This window comes from Rubritalea sp. (assembly GCF_039830215.1).
Classification (GTDB): domain Bacteria; phylum Verrucomicrobiota; class Verrucomicrobiia; order Verrucomicrobiales; family Akkermansiaceae; genus Rubritalea.
The window spans coordinates 1-19,000 of the sequence record NZ_JBDOPO010000048.1 but is presented as its reverse complement, the minus strand read 5'-3'; the positions used below and the strand labels follow the sequence as shown (position 1 = coordinate 19,000).

Below are 19,000 nucleotides of genomic sequence, written 5' to 3'. Positions count from 1 at the left end.
CAGCCTTTCGAGCGATGCCAAGTTGGTTTCCATTGCTATAAAAGAAGCCTGCACCAAGCGATGAGTTATTGATTGAACCACGCGTTTTCCCCGCATCGATGACAAGCCCCAGTGGTGAGCCATCGGGATTAAAGAATCCCGCATTGATACAGGCAAGAGCACATTTGGATTTTCCTAGGCTGGCCGCAGAGCTCCATTGGCTGGCGGGCCCGGAGGCTTGGTCGATGACTTTGAGAGCGCAGTTTCTGCTATCAAAGCTAACCAGGTGGATCCTCACAGCATTGCTGGTGACCTTGTGATAGCTAGTCTGCAGCAATGGAGTTTTGTCCTCTTCTTCAATGGCAGTAGCCTGTGGTGTGGCGGCGGGAGTACTTGCTGAGAGTACTATTGAGTTAGCTACGCAAAGTAGCGAGAAAAGTCGACTTACGGAATATGAAATGATGTTCAATGGTGGAGGGCTAGGTCTTTGGTTTTCGCGCGGTGGCAAGTAAGGTCTGGAAATGCGGAGGTTCATCTTCTTTGTCGACAATAGCCGTCTCGATCATTTCGAAACCATTGATATCTAACATCTGGGTGACAGAAAGCTCAGAAAATCCAAGCCAAGTATCGAAGTAAATTTCGCGCGCCTGCTCGAAGTTGTGTTGAAGTAGATCCAGTATTACCAAGGTGCCTCCGTGGTGGAGGATCTCGAAGGCTTTCTTAAGTGCTTTTTCTGGATGTTCGGCGTGGTGCAAGGACTGGGAAAAAATTGCAAGATCGACGCTTTCTGGCTCGATCGGTGGGGTCTCGATGTCCCCGAGGCGGTATTCCAGGTTGGGTAGCTTGTGGTTTTTGGCGAGTTGTTGGCCGAACTCGACCATTTTCTGTGAGTTGTCTACGGCGATCACTTTCTGAGCCCGTTGAGCGAGGAGCTGGGAAAGGGTACCTTCTCCAGCGCCGAGGTCAGCGACGACATCGTAGTTTAGGATTTTTAGAAAGGCTTCGGCGAGCCCTTTCCACGAACGGCCTGGCACATACTGACGTCCGAACTTGCCCGCGAGTTCGTCAAAGTAGGCTCGCGTTCGATCTTTGCGTTTGCTTAGAGTGAGTCGTAGCGCAGCCCTGTCAGTTGATATTTCAGATATTTCCTCGGCGGCTTGATGAGCAACCTGAATCAATGAAGCTGGAGCGCTGGATGAATAAAGGTTGTTTTTTCCGACTCGGCGGTCGCTCACGAGGCTTTCTTTTTTGAGTTGTGAAAGCTGGGTAGAGATTCTGCTTTGCCCCATGCCTAGGATGGATTGCATCTCAGCCACGCTAAGTTCCTCCGACTCCAACAAGATGAGTAGACGCAGGCGAGTGGGATCGGAGATGAGTTTTAGTGAGTTGAGAATTGACGGCATTGGAATCTGAGTTATATGTATACACATCAACGCATCACGATTTAATGATGCAATCCTAAAATTTATGAACCGTCCTTTCATTTTCTCTTCGGAGTCCGTAACAGAAGGTCATCCAGACAAAGTCTGTGACACGATTTCGGATACTATCCTCGATGCCTGCCTCGAGCAGGATGTGAACAGCCGCGTGGCTTGTGAAACTTTCGTGAAAGACAACGTTGTTGGTCTTGCTGGTGAAATCACCACGCACGCAGACTTCGACAGCCGAGCTCTTATCGAAAAGACAATCCGCGAAATAGGCTACGTGCACGACGACTGTAAGTTCAATGCGAACAGCTTTTTCTTCGTCAACCTGATTGGCCAGCAATCTCCAGACATAGCACAAGGTGTGGATGCTGAGGGAGCTGACGACAAGGACACGGAAGAGCAGGGCGCAGGCGACCAAGGTATCATGTTTGGTTACGCATGTAATGAGACTCCTGAACTCATGCCTGCACCTATCAGCTACTCACACAAACTTGGCCGTGAGCTTACGACACTCCGTAAGTCAGGTCAGCACCAGTGGCTCCGCCCTGACTCCAAGACTCAGGTCTCTATGGAGTATGTCGATGGCAAGCCAACACGCGTGACTGCTGTAGTCGTCTCCACAATGCACTCCGCGGCCATCACGACATCTGAAATCCGTGAAACCCTTCAGAGTGACCTCATTGAGAAAGTGATCCCAGCGAACCTTCTCACTGACGAAACTGAAATCCTTATCAACCCAACAGGTCTTTTCGTAATCGGCGGTCCTGAAGGTGATGCTGGTCTCACTGGCCGCAAAATTATAGTCGATACTTACGGTGGCACGGGCCGTCACGGTGGTGGTGCTTTCTCTGGTAAAGATCCATCCAAGGTCGACCGCTCCGCTGCCTACATGTGCCGCTGGGTTGCCAAGAACATCGTCTCTGCTGGCCTAGCAGATCGCGCTGAACTGCAGCTAGCCTACGCAATTGGTCACCCGCTGCCTGTTTCTGTGAGCGTCAATACATTCGGAACAAGCAATGTTGATGAACTAGTGATAGAAAATGCAGTGAAGGAGGTCTTCTCATTCAAGCCAGCGGAGATCATCAGCCAGCTCAATCTGCTCCGCCCAATCTACAAGCATACAACCAACTACGGTCACTTCGGACGCGAAGATAACCTTGATGCGCTTACTTGGGAGAAGACTGATAAGGTCGACGCTCTTAAGGCGGCAATCAGCTAGGAGGCTGTAACGGTCGGTTGTTCGGTAGTTATGTCATTGCGTTATTAGGTCTATGCCATATCGAGGCTTTGAGTATTTAGAGCTTTGGAAGGAGTCATGTAGGTTGGCTGTTTCAGTACAAGGATTATTCAAAGACTCTCGTGACTATGCCGAGCGTGATCAATTTCCTTACTCTTCGATTTCAGTCCCTTCGAAGATTGCTGAAGGCAGTGAGCTAGGTTCTGAAAAAGACACGAGCTACTTTCTTCATGTAGCCAAAGGCTCCTTTGCAGCAATAGGAACACAATTGTATTTTTCATCAAATAGGCATTGTAGATCTACAACAGACACCGCTCTCCTCGACGACACCAAAAAGATCTCTAGCAAACTACAAAATCTTATCAAATCTCTATTGGTTCGAATCCAATAACGTAAAAAAGTAATAACCTAACCACGTAAAAATGGTCGATTTAACCATTCAACGACAATAACTAAAAATCATTATGTCCACTTCAACATTAGACAAAACAACTGACTACAAGATCGCTGATATCTCCCTTGCAGCTTTCGGAAGAAAAGAAATCGATATTGCTGAGCACGAAATGCCTGGTCTCATGGCTATCCGTGAGAAATACTCCGCTGAGAAGCCACTCCAAGATGTGCGCATCATGGGCTCACTGCATATGACAATCCAGACAGCAGTGCTCATCGAGACTCTCGTAGACCTCGGTGCTGACGTTCGCTGGTGCTCATGCAACATTTTCTCCACTCAGGATCACGCAGCTGCCGCAATCGCCGAGGCAGGCGTTCCTGTTTTCGCTTGGAAGGGCGAGACTCTGGAAGAGTACTGGGACTGCACATGGTCTGCTATTGTTAGCCCAGACGGCCTCGGACCTGAACTCATTGTTGACGACGGTGGTGATGCGACTCTTTTCATCCACAAAGGCTTCGAGCTTGAGAATGGATCTGACTGGGTGAACGAGCCAGCTAGCTCTGGTGAAGAGCAGGTCATCAAGAACCTCTTGAAAAAGGTACACGCTGAGCAGCCAGGAATCTTCGCTAAGGTCCTCAAGGACTGGAAGGGGGTTTCTGAAGAGACAACTACTGGAGTCCACCGTCTCATCCAGATGGCGAAAGAGGGCAAGCTCCTCGTTCCTGCTATCAACGTCAACGACTCTGTAACAAAGTCAAAGTTCGACAACCTCTACGGTTGCCGTGAGTCTCTTGTCGACGGTATCAAGCGTGCAACTGACGTTATGATCTCTGGTAAGGTTGCGGTTGTTTGCGGTTACGGTGATGTTGGGAAAGGTTGTGCCCAGGCACTCCGCGGCCAAGGTGCTCAGGTCGTTGTGACTGAGGTTGATCCAATTTGCGCGCTTCAGGCTGCAATGGAAGGTTTCCGCGTTCTCACAGTAGAGGACACACTCGGCTGGGGTGACATCTACGTGACAACAACCGGTAACTACAACATCATCCGTCTCGAGCACATGGAGAAGATGAAGGATCAGGCAATCGTCTGCAACATCGGTCACTTCGATAACGAGATCCAACTCGACAAGCTCAACAATGCTGAAGGTGTGACTATGCTCAACATCAAGCCGCAGGTTGACAAATACACATTCCCAGCTGGCAATAGCCTTTACATGCTTGCCGAGGGGCGCCTCGTAAACCTCGGTTGTGCTACTGGTCATCCATCCTTCGTAATGTCTAACTCCTTCGCTAACCAGACGCTAGCACAGATCGATCTCTGGGAGAATAAAGACACCTACAAGGCTGGAGAAGTTAAGCTTCTTCCTAAGCACCTCGATGAAGAAGTGGCTCGCCTCCACCTTAACAAGATCGGAGCAAAGCTCACGACTCTCACTCAGGATCAGGCAGACTATATCAATGTTCCAGTTGAAGGCCCATTCAAGCCTGAGACATACAGATACTAGTCTAAAAGCTCTGCATCGGAGTGTTAGGTAAGAAGGAAAAAGTGTGAAGTTCTAGTAACTTCGCTCCGTTCACTTGAATAATTTGCAGCGTCAACTCGTTAGATTGAGTTGGCGCTTTTTTATGTTACCTCTGTGCTGCTGGGATAGCTTTGGGTAGGCAAAATAGTTTGCTTGTTCTATTAAATGTAAACGGCTCTAACTGTTCAGTGTTAGATTAGTTCGCAATGCTGTTGGATAGAAAAGATTACTTTGCTTTAGCCCACTTGATTTGGATTTCGCATTACTCGCCATTTTGTACCTTGAGAGCTCGAATTTTCTTTTCAGAGTAGCCGGTTAGGTCGTGGACATGGTGCAGCATTTGTCCCAAAATTTCTGTTTCTGGTCGCCGGTCATGGCGTTCCAGTCTTCGTGGCAGGGAGTCGTGATGAGGTCTTTGGGACTCATGAAATTAGGTAGTTTCTATACTCATTGGCACGTGAGGTAGGATTTGTGACAATTTGTTTTGAAATAAGTCGGCATGTGGCTCGACCGTCTCGGTTGAGTTTTAAAGTTGGTTACGTGCGACCGGGGCGGTCACGTTACTGTTGGGCCTGTATACAGGTGGTGGCTATTGTGAAGACGATGTCGTCTACTTCGGCGCCGCGTGAGAGGTCGTTTACTGGTTTGGCTAGGCCTTGGAGGATGGGGCCGACGGAAACGACATTGGCTGATCGTTGCACCGCTTTGTAGGTCGTGTTGCCGGTGTTGAGGTCGGGGAAGATGAAGACGGTGGCTTGGCCTGCCACGTTGCTGTTAGGAGCCTTGGCTTTAGCAACCTTTATGTTAGATGCTGCATCATATTGCAGTGGTCCATCGATGGTTATTTCAGGGTGACTTTCTTTAACGATCTCAGTGGCGGCAATGACCTTCTCGACATCAGCACCGAAACCCGAGCCGAGAGTGGAATAGGAGATCATGGCAACCTTCGGGTCGATGCCGAAGGCTTGTGCGGATTTTGTGCTCTGGACTGCAATGTCCGCGAGCATTTCAGGTGTTGGATCTAGGTTGACCGCGCAGTCACCGTAGACGAGAACTTGCTCGGGCAGGCACATGAAAAAGACTGAGGAGACTCCTCTGGAACCGGGTGCCGTTCCAATGAGTTGGAGAGCCGGGCGAATCGTGTCAGCGGTGGAGTGCACGGCCCCAGAGACTAAGCCGTCTGCGTCCCCCGTGGCGAGCATCATGGTGGCTAGGTAGATGTCATCTTCTAACATGCTAGCTGCCTGACCAGCTGAAACGCCCTTATGCTTCCTTCTTTCGACAAGCGGAGCGATGTAACGGTTACGGTAATTATCCGGGTTGATGATTTCAATGTTGGCTGGGAGAACTATGCCGTTACTGTTGGCTGTGCTGCGGATTTGATCTGGATTTCCTATGAGAACGGGGCGGGCAATTTTTCGGCGGTGGCAGATGGAGGCAGCTTCCAGCGTGCGTGGCTCGTTACCCTCAGGGAGGACAATGCGTTTTGGGTTACTGCGTGCCTTTTGGTTGATAAGGTAGCGGAATGCTGGGGGAGACAGGCGAGCTCTTGGCTGTGCCTTGCAGTGTTGTTCAAGCCAGCTGATATCGACATTGCGGGCGATGTGACCCACTAATTGTTTGATCCGAGCGATGTCGTCAGCGGGAATTTCTGGTGGGATTTGTGTGAGGTTTTGCGCGGTAACGAAGGATGGGGTATCCACATGTAGGACGGGTAAACCTGAGAGGAATCCTTCCTTACAGAACTCCATGACTTCAGGTTCGGGTGTGAGGTCACCGGTGAGAACGAGGCCAGCGAGTTGTGTGCCTTTTAGCGCAGCGTAGGCAGAGCCAATAATGACGTCGGATCGGTCGGCTGGGGTGACGATGAGTGAGCCAGCCGTGAACACGTGGCTGAGGTGGGAAATGTCTCGGGCGCAGAGGTGGGTTTCAGTCACGCGGCGTTGGCTGGCGTCACCTAGGTTGATTACTTTGGCGTCGAGCGATTTGAGCAGGTCAGAAACGCGATACGCTTGTAGAGCATCTCGGTGGGGCACCACGCCTATGAGCTGTAGGTGTCCCTTCCGCAGGCAACTACATGCGCGAGAAATGTGTTGGTAGGATTGGAGTATGGAATCTGGCGTGTCGAGTTGGCTACCGACAAGTTCAGATGGCTTCACTTGATTCAGAACGACTCCAAGCACTTGTGAATGAGTGACACCACCAAAGGCTTCACCAGCAGTTTCTAGGTGTTGGTTAAGCTGGGTAGAATCCATGTTGCGGCAAGCTGAAACGAGAATGACGTCGGCGTTCAGAGCTCGAGCGATTCTAGGGTTCAGGGTGTTGAGATAGGCATGGTCGGATGAGGCTTGGAGCCCCTCTACTATGATGGCGTCTACATCACGTGCTGCTTCTTCATAACGGGAAACAATTTCTTCTAACAGGTCTTCGGAGCGATCGGTGGCAATCCATTCACGGGCCATTTCCATTGGGATTGGCTCGGGTGGTGCCACCGAGGAAATGGCACGCACGTATTCGCATGAAAGGTCACTGTGAGTTTCATCGTACGACTGACTGATTGGTTTGAAAAATCCGACCCGCATACCGAGCCGATCCATGGCGTGAACGAGGCCAACTGAGGCAGAAGTGAGACCAGCGTGGTTACCTGCCGGGCTAATGAGGAAGGTATGCATGTGATTTGTTATGAAATAGTTTTTCTTGAAAGTGTGGCGATCATGAGCTCTTCGTTGGTCGCGATGACCATAGCTTGGGGTATCGATCCTAGCTTGGTGATGATGCCATTGCTAGTAGACCCATGGGTGTCATTTAGTTGAGGCTCTAGCATGAAACCGAGAGGGGCAAGTAGCTCTAGGACACGTTGGCGAATTGGAGCGGCATTTTCGCCAATGCCTCCAGTGAAGATTAGGGTGTCAACTCCGCCGCTTGCAATGCACAGAGCAGCGAGGGATTTGGCGAGCCGGTAGCAAAATATCTCAATGGCCAGAACTGCAGCCTGCTGGCCTTGGTTAGCTAGCTCAGAGATGCGGCGCATGTCGCTGGTCTCACCACTGAGTCCTAACAGCCCAGATTCTTTATTAAGTAAATGGCTGATTGCTTCGCTATCCATAGCTAGGCTACGGCTGAGGAAATCGTGTAATCCTGGGTCGACATCGCCACTACGAGTTCCCATTACGAGGCCTTCTAGAGGGGTGAGTCCCATCGTGGTATCGACGCTTTCACCATTACGTATAGCTGTCGCGGAAGATCCATTACCTAGGTGAGCGCTAAGTATACGTGATTGAGCGAGCGGGAAGCCAAGCGTGCTAGCTGCCGCCTGGGCTACATAGGCGTGGCTGGTTCCATGAAACCCATAACGCCTGACTCCGTGTTTTATGTAGAGTTTTTCGGGGAGGGCGTAACGGTATGCTCTGGCTGGAAGAGTCTGGTGAAATGCAGTATCGAAGACAGCGACCTGTGGGACTTCGGGGTAGAGACTGAGGGTGGTTTGAATGCCGATGAGCCCTGCTGGATTGTGGAGCGGAGCGAGTGGTACACAGGATTTGATTTGCTCGATTACCTCAGGTGTGATCAATGCAGGCTGACGGAATGTCTCGCCACCATGAACAATGCGGTGGCCAATGACGTCTGGAGCGGACGGGAGAATTGGTAGGACTTGCTCAAGTCCTGATGAGTGGTCGGCTAGGGGGATCGATGACGATTCTTTTCCTGCGGGAGATTCGTATTTTAACCGAGCATTTGGACTATTGAGCTCTTCAGCAATTCCCTCGATGCATGGGCTGTCTTCGTTTGCTTTAAAGAAAGCAAACTTGAGCGAGGATGAACCACAGTTGAGAACGAGGGCTGCGTGATGGTTGTTATTCATGGAAAGAGAGAGTGTATATATTCCTACTGCAGCACTACGAGCTTAATGGTGATGCAGTACTTGTTTTTACTATTGAACCGATAGCATTTAGAATACTCAGCTGATAGTGTCTTATCTGGGTGCAAAATTACGAATTTTGCGGTTCTTTAACTACTGTACATTTACCATGATCTATAGTTAGGACTGCTGAGGCTCGGCTCAGCACTGAGGTAGGCGGACTGGCGCACGTGGTCGGGAGGTAACCTTCTGTAGTAGAATCTGATAGGGTTTTGACCGTTGCACCACAACCCATCTTACCCCAAGAGCTGCTTCGAGCTATAGCAATCTTCAGATTTTTAGAAGCTGAGAAGCGCGAGGTACTCGACATTTCCGTCGGTGCCGGTGATGGGGGAGGTGGTGTGGTCGAGCCATTTGTGGCCGAGGGCTTCAGTGACGAAATCGCGGATTTTATCGATAGCTTTTTGGTGGAGTTCAGGTTCACGGACGATGCCGCCCTTACCTACTTCATCACGTTGGAGTTCAAACTGCGGTTTCACGAGGCAGATGATGTGCCCATCTGGCTTGAGTACGCTGAAGAGTGGTGGAAGGATTTTTGTCAGTGATATGAAGGATACATCGGTGACGCAGAGATCGACTTGCTCGCCAATATCTTCTGGGACCATGTGGCGTGCGTTGAATTTTTCCTTCACCAAGACGCGTTCGTCGCTGCGAATCTTCCAGACGAGTTGGTTGGTGCCGACGTCGATGGCGTGCACTTTTATCGCACCAGCTTGTAGTAGGCAATCGGTGAAGCCGCCAGTCGAAGCTCCGCAGTCGAGACAGAGCATGCCCTTTGGATCGAAGTCAAAGTATTCGAGAGCACCTTCGAGCTTGAGCCCCCCGCGTGAGACGTATTTTGGTTTTTTCTTCACTGTAAGCGGTGCATCATCGTCTAGTTTGGACGAGGGCTTAGAGATCACGGTGGTGCCAGTGAGGACCTCACCAGCGAGGATGAGTCGTTTGGCTTGCTCACGGGAGTCGCATAGTTTGCGAGAGACTAGAAGGGCGTCGGCGCGTTCTTTCATAAGAGTAATTTTAGGTAGTTTGCTGTTACGCTAGTGAGCGGTAATCACCATCGCGGATAGTGAGTCCGTCGGCGTCGAGTCCTTCGAGTAGCGGCATAATGAACTTTCGGCTGGCTCCGCTTTGTTCGCGTAGTTCACTGGCGGTGGCGCGGGTGTTTTGTTCGAGGTGATTGATCACTGACTGGCGAAGTTTCTGGAAGTTTGCAGCATCTAACAATGCTTTTGGGTCGAGCTCGATGACTTGACCCGATCGGATAAGGAAAGTGAGGGCTTGCTGCGTTGCTTCGTCTGGTGCTAGTTCCACGCGCGGCGGCGGAGTGAGGCCGCCGGCCTTGAATGCTTTGAGGATTTGCGTGGCAAATGGTGCGAGTCGCTGTGGTAGTTCCAGCGAATGTTCTTCGCTAGCGATACCGTCTTTTTGCTTTGAGTAGCCGTTAGAGAGAAGGTGTTTCTCGATGGCATCGAGTAGTGGCTCAGGAGTGGACTCAGCTAACAACTGGGTACGCCATTTGCCGATAGGCATGGAGGGAGAATCAGTGTTGTGTTTGTGCCATGCGTCAATCAGGGCAGCGGCTTTGCCAGTGATCTCCTTCCACCAATGAGGTGCCAAAATATAGCCAGAGCGCTGGGCGACCTTCTTTTCCTTCACCAGCTTTTCGACCGTTTGGCTGATGTGCTCTTTGGTGAAAGGGATGTTAGTGAGTGGTTGGGTGGCTGAGAGTGTTGGAGACTTAGTGAACTCGCTGAGAATCAATGGGCGGAGGGTTTCCGGGCTTTTCTCTCGCAGGGTAAGGAATGTGGCGCGCTTCTCACTGCGGAAACCGCCCGCTTTGGCTGCGGCGTCGAGTATGATTCCGCCAGCGAGGGTGCCTTGTTGTCCGCCGTCGCGGATGACGAAGCGATCGCCCGTGCAGGCCGCGATCGGTGATTCGAGTCGGAGCTGGGCAAAGCATTTATCGCCGAGATCAAGCGTTGTTCTGTCGAGTAATACAACACGTGCGCGGGTGCGACTGGTGCCGTGGTGTAGGACGACGGTTTCGGTGTTTTTTAGGGCACGGCTCGTGGCTGACTGGCCTTTGATGGAGCGGTTCTCGCGCTGGAGCAGGACGTCGAGCGTCGTTACCGATGAGAGGTGGTCAGGGAGTGTGAGTAGTGAGCCACGGCTGACGCCAGGTTTGCCGCGTTGTTTCAGTGGCAGGTCGGGCAGGTTCAGAGCCGTGCGCATTCCGCTGACTGAGGAGTCGAGTGCGATGTTGTGGTTTTGCACATTGCGGATGCTAGCATTGAGGCCTTCAGGGAAGCTGACGAGAGAATCGCCTTTGTTGACTGCTTTTCCTGTGAGGGTGCCAGTGATGACTGTGCCAGTGCCTTTGGGTGAGAATGCGCGGTCAACTGAGAGTCTTGGGATGTGGTGCTTTGGGGCTGACTTGAGGTTTTTAGCGCGCTCTAGAATTTCAGCTTTGAGGGCGTCGATTCCATCGCCAGTGATGGATGAAACAGGAATGATCGGGGCTTCCTCGACAGTTGTGCCAATGAGGTCTTCGCGGACGAGTTCGATGGTGAAGTCGAGGTCTTCAGCTAGGTCAGATTTGGTAAGGGCAATGATGATATTGTCGATTCCAAGGTAGTTGAGAATCTGGAGGTGTTCTTCCGACTGGGGCATCCAGCCATCGTCGGCAGCAACGATGAACAGGGCAATATCAAGAGCGCCAACTCCTGACACCATGTTGTTGATGAAGTCGGCGTGGCCTGGGACATCGATGAGACCGATTTCAAACTCACCCATGCGCAAGTGGGCAAAGCCGAGTTCGATCGTCACGCCACGTGCTTTCTCCTCAGGCAATCTGTCTGGATCAATGCCAGAGAGAATCTTGATGAGTGATGATTTTCCGTGGTCGATGTGACCAGCAGTGCCCAAAATAATATTCATAGCCTTAGTGGCAGGAAAAAGGTGAAATCTCCTAATTCCTACTTACTCCGCAGGAGTGGGAATAATGCGGGCTTTTCCGAAATCGAATGGGGTCATTTCTACGGTGACGACGTCGCCAATCTCGAGAGAATCACGGTACTCTTGGTGCCTGAGCTGGGAGTGGCCGAGTGAAGTTTTTCCGTTCGGCAGTGTGACGATGAATGTTTGTCCGTCGTCGCGTCTCGCGGTGATGGTGGCGGTGGTGCGGATAGGTGCGTCTTTCATGATCTCGTAATTGTTAATTATTAGTTGCGACTCAACAGCGTCGCTTAAAGATGAATGTCTTGCCAACTGATGAGGCTTGCGAGCGGGGCAAAACCGTCATGGTGCCAGAAGAGGTGTGGGTATTGTGCTTTTCCGAGTTGGCAGACACGTGTAGGTGTGAGGCATTCTACTATTTTGAGTAATGCTGGGAGTGGTGAGAGGGCAATGGTACTGAGATATTCCAACTCTTTACCTAGTTCGCGTGGGTCTTCTGGCCATGGGCGGACGTAGATTGTCCGGTTCAACGGGCTGGGATGCAGGACGGGGGAGTTTTCAAAAATCACTGTCCAACTGGTGTCACCTTTGCTCTCGTAGAGTTGGTAGTTGTCTGAATCTTGGGCGGCTTTGTAGCGGACGGTTTCACGGAGGTTGCGGATGGCCCCACTTTCTGATAGATCGATTGCGTAGCGAGGATCGCGTTGCCCGTAGCTCTCCATCGCTTTGGCTAACATTGGGGCAAATTCAGCGGCCCCTTGTTTCACATATATCGCGTGGGGGGAAAGGCAGCCTTGTTGGTTGAATAGAGAGGCGTCGATTGCAGCTAGCTGGGCATTTTTAGCGCTAGGTTTATCTATCAAGCCGAAACTGATTTTGTGGCCGTGCGGGATGAAGCGTTGCTGTGGGGTGAGGCGGCTGTGAATTGCCTCAATTGCGCGGTCTGAACCAATGGCGATTACACAATCGGCACTAGCGAGCAACGAATCGCTGAGTTCACTGGTGAACAGGCAAAGGTGTTGAAGCTGCTTGGGCAAGCTTCGGTAGAAGGCGGTGACTTCGGGAAGCGATTCTGCTCCAGTTTTGTTTGATGGGAGTTTGAACGTGTTTTGAGCTCCGATGAGTAAACCACGAAGCAGACTCTGAAGCCCGGCGTGGGGTGTGTTTCCGCTGATGATGTGCAGCAGGTGCTTTGGAGGGACAGCCTTGGTGAGGATATCTCCCACTTGCTGGAAGTCGTCAAGCGCCTCCGGGTGACCCAGTTCGTGGATGACCCAGTCGATGAACTCATTCGCAGAGATCTGGCCGAGCAATTCCTGAAAGGATTCGCTTGCTTTAGCTAAGTGATGTGCACGTTGTTCGGTGAGCATGGAGAAAGGGATGTTTTATAGAGAAATAGAACCTTGGTCCACATTTTCGTTTACTTCAGCCATCTGACGTCAGGATGGATACGGTGATGAGAAGCTTGTTACACAATTTTTATGTTGTGCAGTTAGGGTGAGATGAATTCTCGTGTTCGGGGCCAGCATTGTCAAATCACAAGAAGCATGCTCCGTTAAAAATGAAGGGAAGTAAGAATGGAGTAATGGAAGAGTCTGAGGGTCTTATTCATTCAAGTGGGCTCCAATGTGGCCTCACCTATAAGGTATAAAAATTAAATTGTTCGTGCGGTGATGGTTTCATGACAAGGTGGCTGACAGGTAGGTAAAGGATATGAAGAACCTTACAGGTTGGAGTGTAAATAACTATTAGCGCCCTATGGTCATAGTGTGACACTTGGAAAAAGCTAATTTGCCAAGAATTGATCAAATATCGCTGAAGCCTCACCGAGATCTCAAAGAGTACTACATACTGAGGAAGGCAAGTTGGAAGCCACTAGATCAATTGTTAGCTCCCCAAATTAAAAGGAGCGAATAGTTAAATACTTGCAGAGTATGTGTACCGAGCTGAGCTTCGAAATCTATCGACGCTCAGACTCTAATACCATGAGTGCGAGCATTCGGGGCAGAGTCGGGCACGGCTGGTGCGGCAGAGGGCTGAGCACTGAGGGCAATTTCGCGTTTTGCCTTCCAGTCGTTTCAGAGTGTGTCGGTAGAATGATTCTGAGCCGTTTTTCAGTAGCGCTAACACCTTAGTGTCGTCAGTGAGCCAGCGTACGCGAAAGAGCTCTTTGACGGCTGGGTATTCGCAGTGCTCGATCAGGCGCGCGACTTGGAGGTTGCGCCAAGCCTGCACTTCATCAGGAGTGAGAAGCTCTTGATGCCCGTTGAAGAGGTGTCGGTGATGCGCTGGAATTTCCATGATGTTAGACGAGGGCTAAGAGCTCATCTAATTTATAGATGAAGTGGTCCGCACCAGCTTTGACTTTTTCACGTGGAGTGTAGCCACCGTAGCCGATAAAGCTATCGACCTCGGACTGGGTTTCAAGGTCGGAAACTCCGTCGCCGACCATGACGATTTTCTCTGGTGATAACTCGGACTTGAGCTGGCGAATGATTTCTGGTTTGCCGCCATTGTAGGTCGTCGGGTAGCTGTCATCGAAGGAAATATAGTAGCCATTTTCATCGAGCTTGAGTGGCACTGCTTCGATCCGCTCAATTTGGAGGAAGGCGGCGAGAGGTTCGATCAGGCGCTTGAAGCCCCCCGACAGTATAGCAACTGTCCAACCTTGCTCGCGTAGTGTGTCGAGTGTGGCAACGGCTGTTGGCTCGACGGTGTCGATGTAGAGTTGCTCGACTGACGCGCAAGTCGCGAGGTCGGGACGGATGATTTCGAGTCGGCGTGCGAACACTTGGTCGAGTGGAACCTCACCATTCATTGCAGCATTAGTGAGGGCCTCAACTTCGGAGAAAATTTCAGGGCCTTTGGCGCGGGCAAGTTCGTCGATGCCTTCGATGGAGGAAAGTGTGGAGTCGCAGTCGAAAATGATGAGTTTCATGTTTTTTACAGTGTGAAGTGAAAGAGTGAAGTACTGAGCTTACTTACTCAGTGGGATATTCTGACGGGAGTGTTTTCTGTGACATTCTCGAAGAGCTCGATGACGTCTTGGTTGTGCATGCGAATACATCCGCAGGAATGCGGGTTGCCTATTTTGTCTTCGTGGTTGGTGCCGTGGATGTAGATATAGCGCGCTTTGGTGTTAGAGTTATCGGTATCCTGGCCGTCGAGCCAGAGGATACGGCTGGTGACGAGGTCGTCGTCACAGAGTTCTCCGGGCGACCATTGCCCAACAGCTACACGGCCTTTAAATATAGTGTGAATTTTGGCACCGTGTCCGTGTTTCTCGGCTATAATGAAGTTGCCAGTAGGGGTCTTGAGCGAGCCTTCTTCAGAGCCTACTCCATTTTTAGCTGATGAGATAGAGTAGCAGTGCTGCACCACACCGTTCTCTAGAACTTTGAGGGTCTGTTCAGATATGGAAACTTCTAGCGTGGTCATCTTTTAAAAATTTACCCCTTTGGCGGTGAAAGTGCGATGACTGAGTTGTGGCCACCCATACCGACTGCGATTTTCAGAATAGTGTCAGTCGCTTGGGTTTGCTCGGTAGGGAGAATGAAGGGGGCTGGTGGTGGTGTTAGGGATAGGTTGGGTGGGAGTTTTTGCTCGCGCAGGTAGTGGGCTAATATGGCCGTGTCGAGTGCGCCACTAGCGCCGACGGTGTGGCCGGTAAAGGGCTTGAGCGGGTGGAGTGAGATTGGTGTGCTAGGTTTGAGGGCATCTAACAATGCGCGTTCTTCCGCTAAGGAGTGCAGGTGTGTGCCAGATGCGTGTGGACAAACTGCAGAGATCTGGGTGCCGGAGGGCAGGCTTGCTAGAGCGGATTCGAGACAGGCTCGGAGGCCTTTGCCATCGGCGGGCATACCGATGGGTGAGTCTGCGTCGGAATTACACCAATAGCCATCTAACTTCGGGGCCGATGGGATGTCTTCAGAGCTGAGGACGAGTGCGCAACCGGCTTCTCCGGGGAAGAATCCAGAGGTGTTCGGGTGGTAGGGGTCGTTGATGCCGTTGGTGCTGAGGACGCCAGTGTCGATGTAGTCTTGGACGATTTCAGGAACCAGCGGGAGTTCAATTCCAAGAACAATAGCGTGTTTGACCACACCAGTCTGAAGCATCATCCAGGCCATGCCAATGGCGTCGAGTGACGCGGCGCAGCCAGAGGAAATTGTTTGCCAAGGGCCAGTGATGCCTAACTCGATAGTAACCGCCGAGGCTATCTCGCCATGCATCGAGTTAGAGGCTGCCATCAGTTTGAATGGACGACGGCCAGGCCAGTCGCTGAGCCAGGCATTGCCACGTGAGGAACCGGCAATGACTGCCGCATTTTTTAGGTCACCCCCCTCAAGCCCAGCGTTAACGACTGCTTGTTTGGCGCAATGAACAGCTAGGGCTGATGCTGGAGCCCACTTGCGCGAGTTGAGTATCGAGCGGTCATCAATCCATGATGCCAGGAGATCTCCGCAGTCGATACGGTCACCTAACAATGCGCTGAGTGGTCGAAGGCCAGTGCGGCCATTTGCCATGGCGTCGGTATGCGCGCTGAACGAGGTGCCGAGGCCAGAAATGGCTGAGATGCCTGTGATGGAAATCGTTTTGTTCAAAACGAGGGAAACTTCTTAGGTGAATAGATTTTGTATAGGAGACAAAAATGCCCCACTCCGTGAGTAGGGCATAGAAAGTTCTTCATTTTTTATTCAGAAACTAACCGCAACAAGGACTGGCTTCCTTGTCGCAAGTAGCCTTAGGGATTTCCATGTTTGGGTCTGGCTTACGAGTACTGAGACCGAGCTTGTCGATGAGGTCGAGGTCTTTCTGGACGCTTGGGTTCTTAGCCGTGAGCAACTTGTCACCGTAGAAAATGGAGTTGGCTCCCGCGAAGAAGCACATTGCCTGACCTTCTTCAGAGATCTGTGTGCGTCCAGCAGAAAGGCGAACCTTTGCCTTTGGTACGGCAATACGTGAGATGGCGATCATACGGATCACGTCAAAGATTGTCACCGGATCTGAATCACCAAGTGGTGTGCCAGGCATTGGCATAAGTGAGTTGATTGGGACTGATTCAGGTTGAGGATTGAGCTCAGAAATGGTTTCGATCATTTTCAGGCGATCGTCTGCAGTTTCACCGAGCCCAAGGATACCACCACAGCAAACAGCCATGCCAGCGTCTTGAACGTTCTTGATTGTTTGGAGACGGTCGTCGTAGGAGTGTGAAGTAACCACGTTAGGGTAGTGCTCACGGGATGTGTCTACGTTGTGGTTGTAGGCTGTGACACCCGCTTTTTTCAGGCGGACCGCCTCCGCTGGGCCGACTTCGCCGAGCGTGACACAGACTTCCATCCCTAGCTCGGAAACGTCTTCAATGATTTCAACAACCTGGTCGAAACGCTTGGTGCCGGAGCGAACGCCTTTCCAGGCAGCTCCCATGCAGAAACGTGTGGAGCCAGATGCTGCAGCCACGCGGGCTCTCTCCATGACAGCTTCTTTTTCCATCAGTTTTTCAGACTCAACGCCTGATTTGTAGCGAGCAGACTGTGCGCAATAGGAACAATCTTCTGAGCAACCGCCAGTTTTGATAGAGAGGAGTGTGCAGAGCTGGATTTCGTTGTCTTTCCAGTTGGCGTCGTGGACCTCACGAGACTTCTTAATGAGGTCAAATAGTGGAAGGTCATATAAGGCTTTGAGTTCTTCGAATTTCATAAAAAATACGTTTGGATGATTAGTTGAGAAAGTGTGTATTGGCTAGCGCACCCAGCGTCCGTTGACAGTGGGCATTTTACCAAAGCTGAGAGCTGTGTAGTCGGTCTTTCCTTTGGCTCCGATCAGTCTGGTGCCAGTGGCTTTTTTCCAGAACCGATTCATGCTCTCACCTGTATAGCAGCCCCAACTCTTGCATGTTGCCTTTTTGGCAAAGGGGCGTGAACTGAGATTTTCCAGCTCTGACTCGTGGAGCCATGCGGCTGAGACGCCTAGGATTTGGGATGAATAGTCAAACAGGAAGCAATGTTTGTTGGAGTGTCCGAAATAGTTGAATGTGCGGGTGCCGCCAAGTGGCAGCTTGTTGAATTGTTGAATGAAGTCATCACCAGAGTGGATCCAAACCAGTTGAGCTCCGCGCTTTTGTGCCTGTTCGGTGATCCAGGTAGTGTAGGGTTTTCCGTCTTCTCTGCCGCGTAGTTCGTAAGACTTTTTGTAGACGTACCACGTGAATGATGGATTGCCACCTTCTTGGGCTTTGAGAATATCCATCTGGAGAGTGGAGGCTCGGACAAAGTTTGCCCACCACTTATCGTGTCGGTCTCCTTCAACTCGATAGTTTTCCCATTTTCTGAGAGCTGTGCCGCCTGTTAGTATAACGTGCTCGGAAGCTAGACTCGTAGAAACGAGAGCAAGGAGAAAAATGAATGAGCCTATCAGACGCTGCATGAAGTGGAGGTTGAAGGCTGAAGGCATGGCTGTGAAGAGTAAAATGCAAGGAGTCGATAAACTTCTTGGAGATCAGAGTCCAATGGCTTCAGTGCGAGCGAGTACCGCGAGTTCAAATGCCTCGGTATCGCCATAGCGCTTGATGGAGAACTTTACGCAACGACGTTTACCTGGTTCAGGCGACCATGCGGCTTGCCAGAATGTGTAGCGGACTCCATTTGTGACGACTGAGACTTTAGATACCCCAACAACACCTGATGAATTGCGAGTTGAGCGCTGACATATGCGAGCGCGGTCCTCGTTTTCCAAGCGGCCCAAAAGGTTGTTGCGCCAATCTCGAGCAGTCTTCAGTGAGAGTTCGATGCCGCCGAGAGGTGCGTCGGCAAAAAATTTTGCATACTTGATGCCTCGTCTTTGGAGTCGTACTTGCCATCCATGGGTACGCGCATCCGGAAGATCAATCCGAGCAATGGCATAGTTTTTTGAGTCAGAAGGCATAGATAAAAATTGAGGTAGTTGGCAAAGATTGTCAATAAGAGGCTTTATTGCTGAGGTCTAGGGAAGCTATCGAGAGCATCTTTTACATGATGGACTAGGATTTTGAGGCGAGCACTCCGTGGAGGGGCGGGAATTATGAGTAGCCCTCCGCGTCCTCAATAAAACTTATGTGTTGTTCTTGATGATCAGAGCTGAAACATAGACGTAGTAATCCATTCACCTTCAAGTATCGGAGTGTTATTCATCAGTGGGGAAGCAAAATATGTCGAACCTATTTTAAGTTCGATCGAATAGCCGTCTTCCTTCCAAGTTCCCCAAGCTAAAGAATCTTAGCTGAGGTTCGAGCCTCAACCGTCAATTTCAGCAGAAATGATGCAAAGTAGTATAAGCACCCATGGGGTGAGTATTGTGGAGGTGGCAGTGGGCTTCACACCTTATTCTTCTTCTTCTTCTTCTTTGATTTGTCGCAGATAATGGCATTGAATTAACCTACAGTGAACGTGTCGTTACTATCAGAATTAGGATTATTAATCCAAACATTGTGCTTTTAGTTGAAGTGCTAGCAGGTACAATAACTTAGTAAGATTTCTGAACACATGCAGACAATTTCAGAGTCTAAACGGCTTGATGTTGCGTTATTTATGGCCTT

The 19,000-nt window shown here is 50.8% G+C and carries 17 protein-coding genes and 1 pseudogene; 3 read left to right on the top strand and 15 right to left on the bottom strand.

From position 1 onward, the window contains the following. Together ABGY95_RS01325 and ABGY95_RS01320 are read right to left on the bottom strand one after the other, a co-directional pair. Nucleotides 1–448 (bottom strand): annotated as a pseudogene (locus ABGY95_RS01325) (hypothetical protein); the annotation flags it as partial. Nucleotides 449–458: 10 nt separating this feature from the next. Beyond that, nucleotides 459–1,382, bottom strand: a complete 924-nt coding sequence (locus ABGY95_RS01320) for a metalloregulator ArsR/SmtB family transcription factor (RefSeq protein ID WP_347439874.1) — start codon at nt 1,380–1,382, stop codon at nt 459–461. Between the two features lie 64 nt (nt 1,383–1,446). Here ABGY95_RS01320 and metK point away from each other — a divergent pair, with 64 nt between their 5' ends. The 3 genes from metK (at nt 1,447) to ahcY (ending at nt 4,538) form a co-directional block, all read left to right on the top strand. Continuing rightward, nucleotides 1,447–2,625, top strand: coding sequence for a methionine adenosyltransferase (gene metK / locus ABGY95_RS01315; RefSeq protein WP_347439873.1), 1,179 nt, complete (start codon nt 1,447–1,449; stop codon nt 2,623–2,625). Between the two features lie 52 nt (nt 2,626–2,677). Continuing rightward, the gene (locus tag ABGY95_RS01310; RefSeq protein WP_347439872.1) at nt 2,678–3,034 is read left to right on the top strand and encodes a four helix bundle protein; all 357 of its coding nucleotides are present in this window, start codon (nt 2,678–2,680) and stop codon (nt 3,032–3,034) included. Between the two features lie 73 nt (nt 3,035–3,107). After that, complete coding sequence (ahcY, locus tag ABGY95_RS01305) at nt 3,108–4,538, top strand: adenosylhomocysteinase (protein WP_347439871.1); 1,431 nt, start codon at nt 3,108–3,110, stop codon at nt 4,536–4,538. Nucleotides 4,539–5,116: 578 nt separating this feature from the next. Here the strand turns inward: ahcY and pta are convergent. From pta to ABGY95_RS01240, 13 genes are all read right to left on the bottom strand, one after another. Further along, a complete protein-coding gene (pta, locus tag ABGY95_RS01300; RefSeq protein ID WP_347439870.1) occupies nt 5,117–7,228 on the bottom strand; it encodes a phosphate acetyltransferase in 2,112 nt (703 codons plus the stop codon). A gap of 8 nt (nt 7,229–7,236) precedes the next feature. Further along, a complete protein-coding gene (locus tag ABGY95_RS01295) occupies nt 7,237–8,418 on the bottom strand; it encodes an acetate kinase (protein WP_347439869.1) in 1,182 nt (393 codons plus the stop codon). Nucleotides 8,419–8,753: 335 nt separating this feature from the next. Further along, a complete protein-coding gene (locus ABGY95_RS01290; protein ID WP_347439868.1) occupies nt 8,754–9,482 on the bottom strand; it encodes a TlyA family RNA methyltransferase in 729 nt (242 codons plus the stop codon). Nucleotides 9,483–9,507: 25 nt separating this feature from the next. After that, on the bottom strand, nt 9,508–11,412 hold the full coding sequence (gene selB / locus ABGY95_RS01285; RefSeq protein ID WP_347439867.1) for a selenocysteine-specific translation elongation factor: 1,905 nt from the start codon (nt 11,410–11,412) through the stop codon (nt 9,508–9,510). A 42-nt stretch (nt 11,413–11,454) separates the two neighbouring features. Continuing rightward, entirely contained in the window at nt 11,455–11,676 is a 222-nt protein-coding gene (locus ABGY95_RS01280; RefSeq protein WP_347439866.1) for a hypothetical protein, read from the bottom strand. A 44-nt stretch (nt 11,677–11,720) separates the two neighbouring features. After that, nucleotides 11,721–12,800: an acyl-CoA reductase gene (locus tag ABGY95_RS01275; protein ID WP_347439865.1), complete on the bottom strand. Its 1,080-nt coding sequence runs from the start codon at nt 12,798–12,800 to the stop codon at nt 11,721–11,723. A gap of 607 nt (nt 12,801–13,407) precedes the next feature. Next, complete coding sequence (locus ABGY95_RS01270; protein ID WP_347439864.1) at nt 13,408–13,731, bottom strand: hypothetical protein; 324 nt, start codon at nt 13,729–13,731, stop codon at nt 13,408–13,410. A 4-nt stretch (nt 13,732–13,735) separates the two neighbouring features. Next, nucleotides 13,736–14,368, bottom strand: coding sequence for an HAD-IB family phosphatase (locus ABGY95_RS01265; RefSeq protein WP_347439863.1), 633 nt, complete (start codon nt 14,366–14,368; stop codon nt 13,736–13,738). Between the two features lie 47 nt (nt 14,369–14,415). Further along, the gene (locus ABGY95_RS01260) at nt 14,416–14,868 is read right to left on the bottom strand and encodes a L,D-transpeptidase (RefSeq protein ID WP_347439862.1); all 453 of its coding nucleotides are present in this window, start codon (nt 14,866–14,868) and stop codon (nt 14,416–14,418) included. A gap of 11 nt (nt 14,869–14,879) precedes the next feature. Continuing rightward, a complete protein-coding gene (locus ABGY95_RS01255; protein ID WP_347439861.1) occupies nt 14,880–16,031 on the bottom strand; it encodes a beta-ketoacyl synthase N-terminal-like domain-containing protein in 1,152 nt (383 codons plus the stop codon). 100 nt (nt 16,032–16,131) lie between these two features. Then, the gene (gene bioB, locus ABGY95_RS01250) at nt 16,132–17,127 is read right to left on the bottom strand and encodes a biotin synthase BioB (RefSeq protein ID WP_347439860.1); all 996 of its coding nucleotides are present in this window, start codon (nt 17,125–17,127) and stop codon (nt 16,132–16,134) included. Between the two features lie 42 nt (nt 17,128–17,169). Further along, nucleotides 17,170–17,880: a hypothetical protein gene (locus ABGY95_RS01245; RefSeq protein ID WP_347439859.1), complete on the bottom strand. Its 711-nt coding sequence runs from the start codon at nt 17,878–17,880 to the stop codon at nt 17,170–17,172. 45 nt (nt 17,881–17,925) lie between these two features. After that, nucleotides 17,926–18,351, bottom strand: a complete 426-nt coding sequence (locus tag ABGY95_RS01240) for an AP2 domain-containing protein (protein ID WP_347439858.1) — start codon at nt 18,349–18,351, stop codon at nt 17,926–17,928. Between the last annotated feature and the right edge of the window lie 649 nt (nt 18,352–19,000).

Excerpts from the sequence above, each read along its gene's own strand:
- ABGY95_RS01310 (WP_347439872.1), top strand. The coding sequence starts at position 2,678 with ATGCCATATCGAGGCTTTGAGTATTTAGAGCTTTGGAAGGAGTCATGT.
- ABGY95_RS01290 (WP_347439868.1), bottom strand. The coding sequence starts at position 9,482 with ATGAAAGAACGCGCCGACGCCCTTCTAGTCTCTCGCAAACTATGCGAC.
- ABGY95_RS01320 (WP_347439874.1), bottom strand. The coding sequence starts at position 1,382 with ATGCCGTCAATTCTCAACTCACTAAAACTCATCTCCGATCCCACTCGC.
- bioB (WP_347439860.1), bottom strand. The coding sequence starts at position 17,127 with ATGAAATTCGAAGAACTCAAAGCCTTATATGACCTTCCACTATTTGAC.
- ABGY95_RS01240 (WP_347439858.1), bottom strand. The coding sequence starts at position 18,351 with ATGCCTTCTGACTCAAAAAACTATGCCATTGCTCGGATTGATCTTCCG.
- ahcY (WP_347439871.1), top strand. The coding sequence starts at position 3,108 with ATGTCCACTTCAACATTAGACAAAACAACTGACTACAAGATCGCTGAT.
- selB (WP_347439867.1), bottom strand. The coding sequence starts at position 11,412 with ATGAATATTATTTTGGGCACTGCTGGTCACATCGACCACGGAAAATCA.
- ABGY95_RS01245 (WP_347439859.1), bottom strand. The coding sequence starts at position 17,880 with ATGCCTTCAGCCTTCAACCTCCACTTCATGCAGCGTCTGATAGGCTCA.
- ABGY95_RS01265 (WP_347439863.1), bottom strand. The coding sequence starts at position 14,368 with ATGAAACTCATCATTTTCGACTGCGACTCCACACTTTCCTCCATCGAA.
- metK (WP_347439873.1), top strand. The coding sequence starts at position 1,447 with ATGAACCGTCCTTTCATTTTCTCTTCGGAGTCCGTAACAGAAGGTCAT.
- ABGY95_RS01270 (WP_347439864.1), bottom strand. The coding sequence starts at position 13,731 with ATGGAAATTCCAGCGCATCACCGACACCTCTTCAACGGGCATCAAGAG.
- ABGY95_RS01260 (WP_347439862.1), bottom strand. The coding sequence starts at position 14,868 with ATGACCACGCTAGAAGTTTCCATATCTGAACAGACCCTCAAAGTTCTA.
- ABGY95_RS01275 (WP_347439865.1), bottom strand. The coding sequence starts at position 12,800 with ATGCTCACCGAACAACGTGCACATCACTTAGCTAAAGCAAGCGAATCC.
- ABGY95_RS01280 (WP_347439866.1), bottom strand. The coding sequence starts at position 11,676 with ATGAAAGACGCACCTATCCGCACCACCGCCACCATCACCGCGAGACGC.
- ABGY95_RS01295 (WP_347439869.1), bottom strand. The coding sequence starts at position 8,418 with ATGAATAACAACCATCACGCAGCCCTCGTTCTCAACTGTGGTTCATCC.
- pta (WP_347439870.1), bottom strand. The coding sequence starts at position 7,228 with ATGCATACCTTCCTCATTAGCCCGGCAGGTAACCACGCTGGTCTCACT.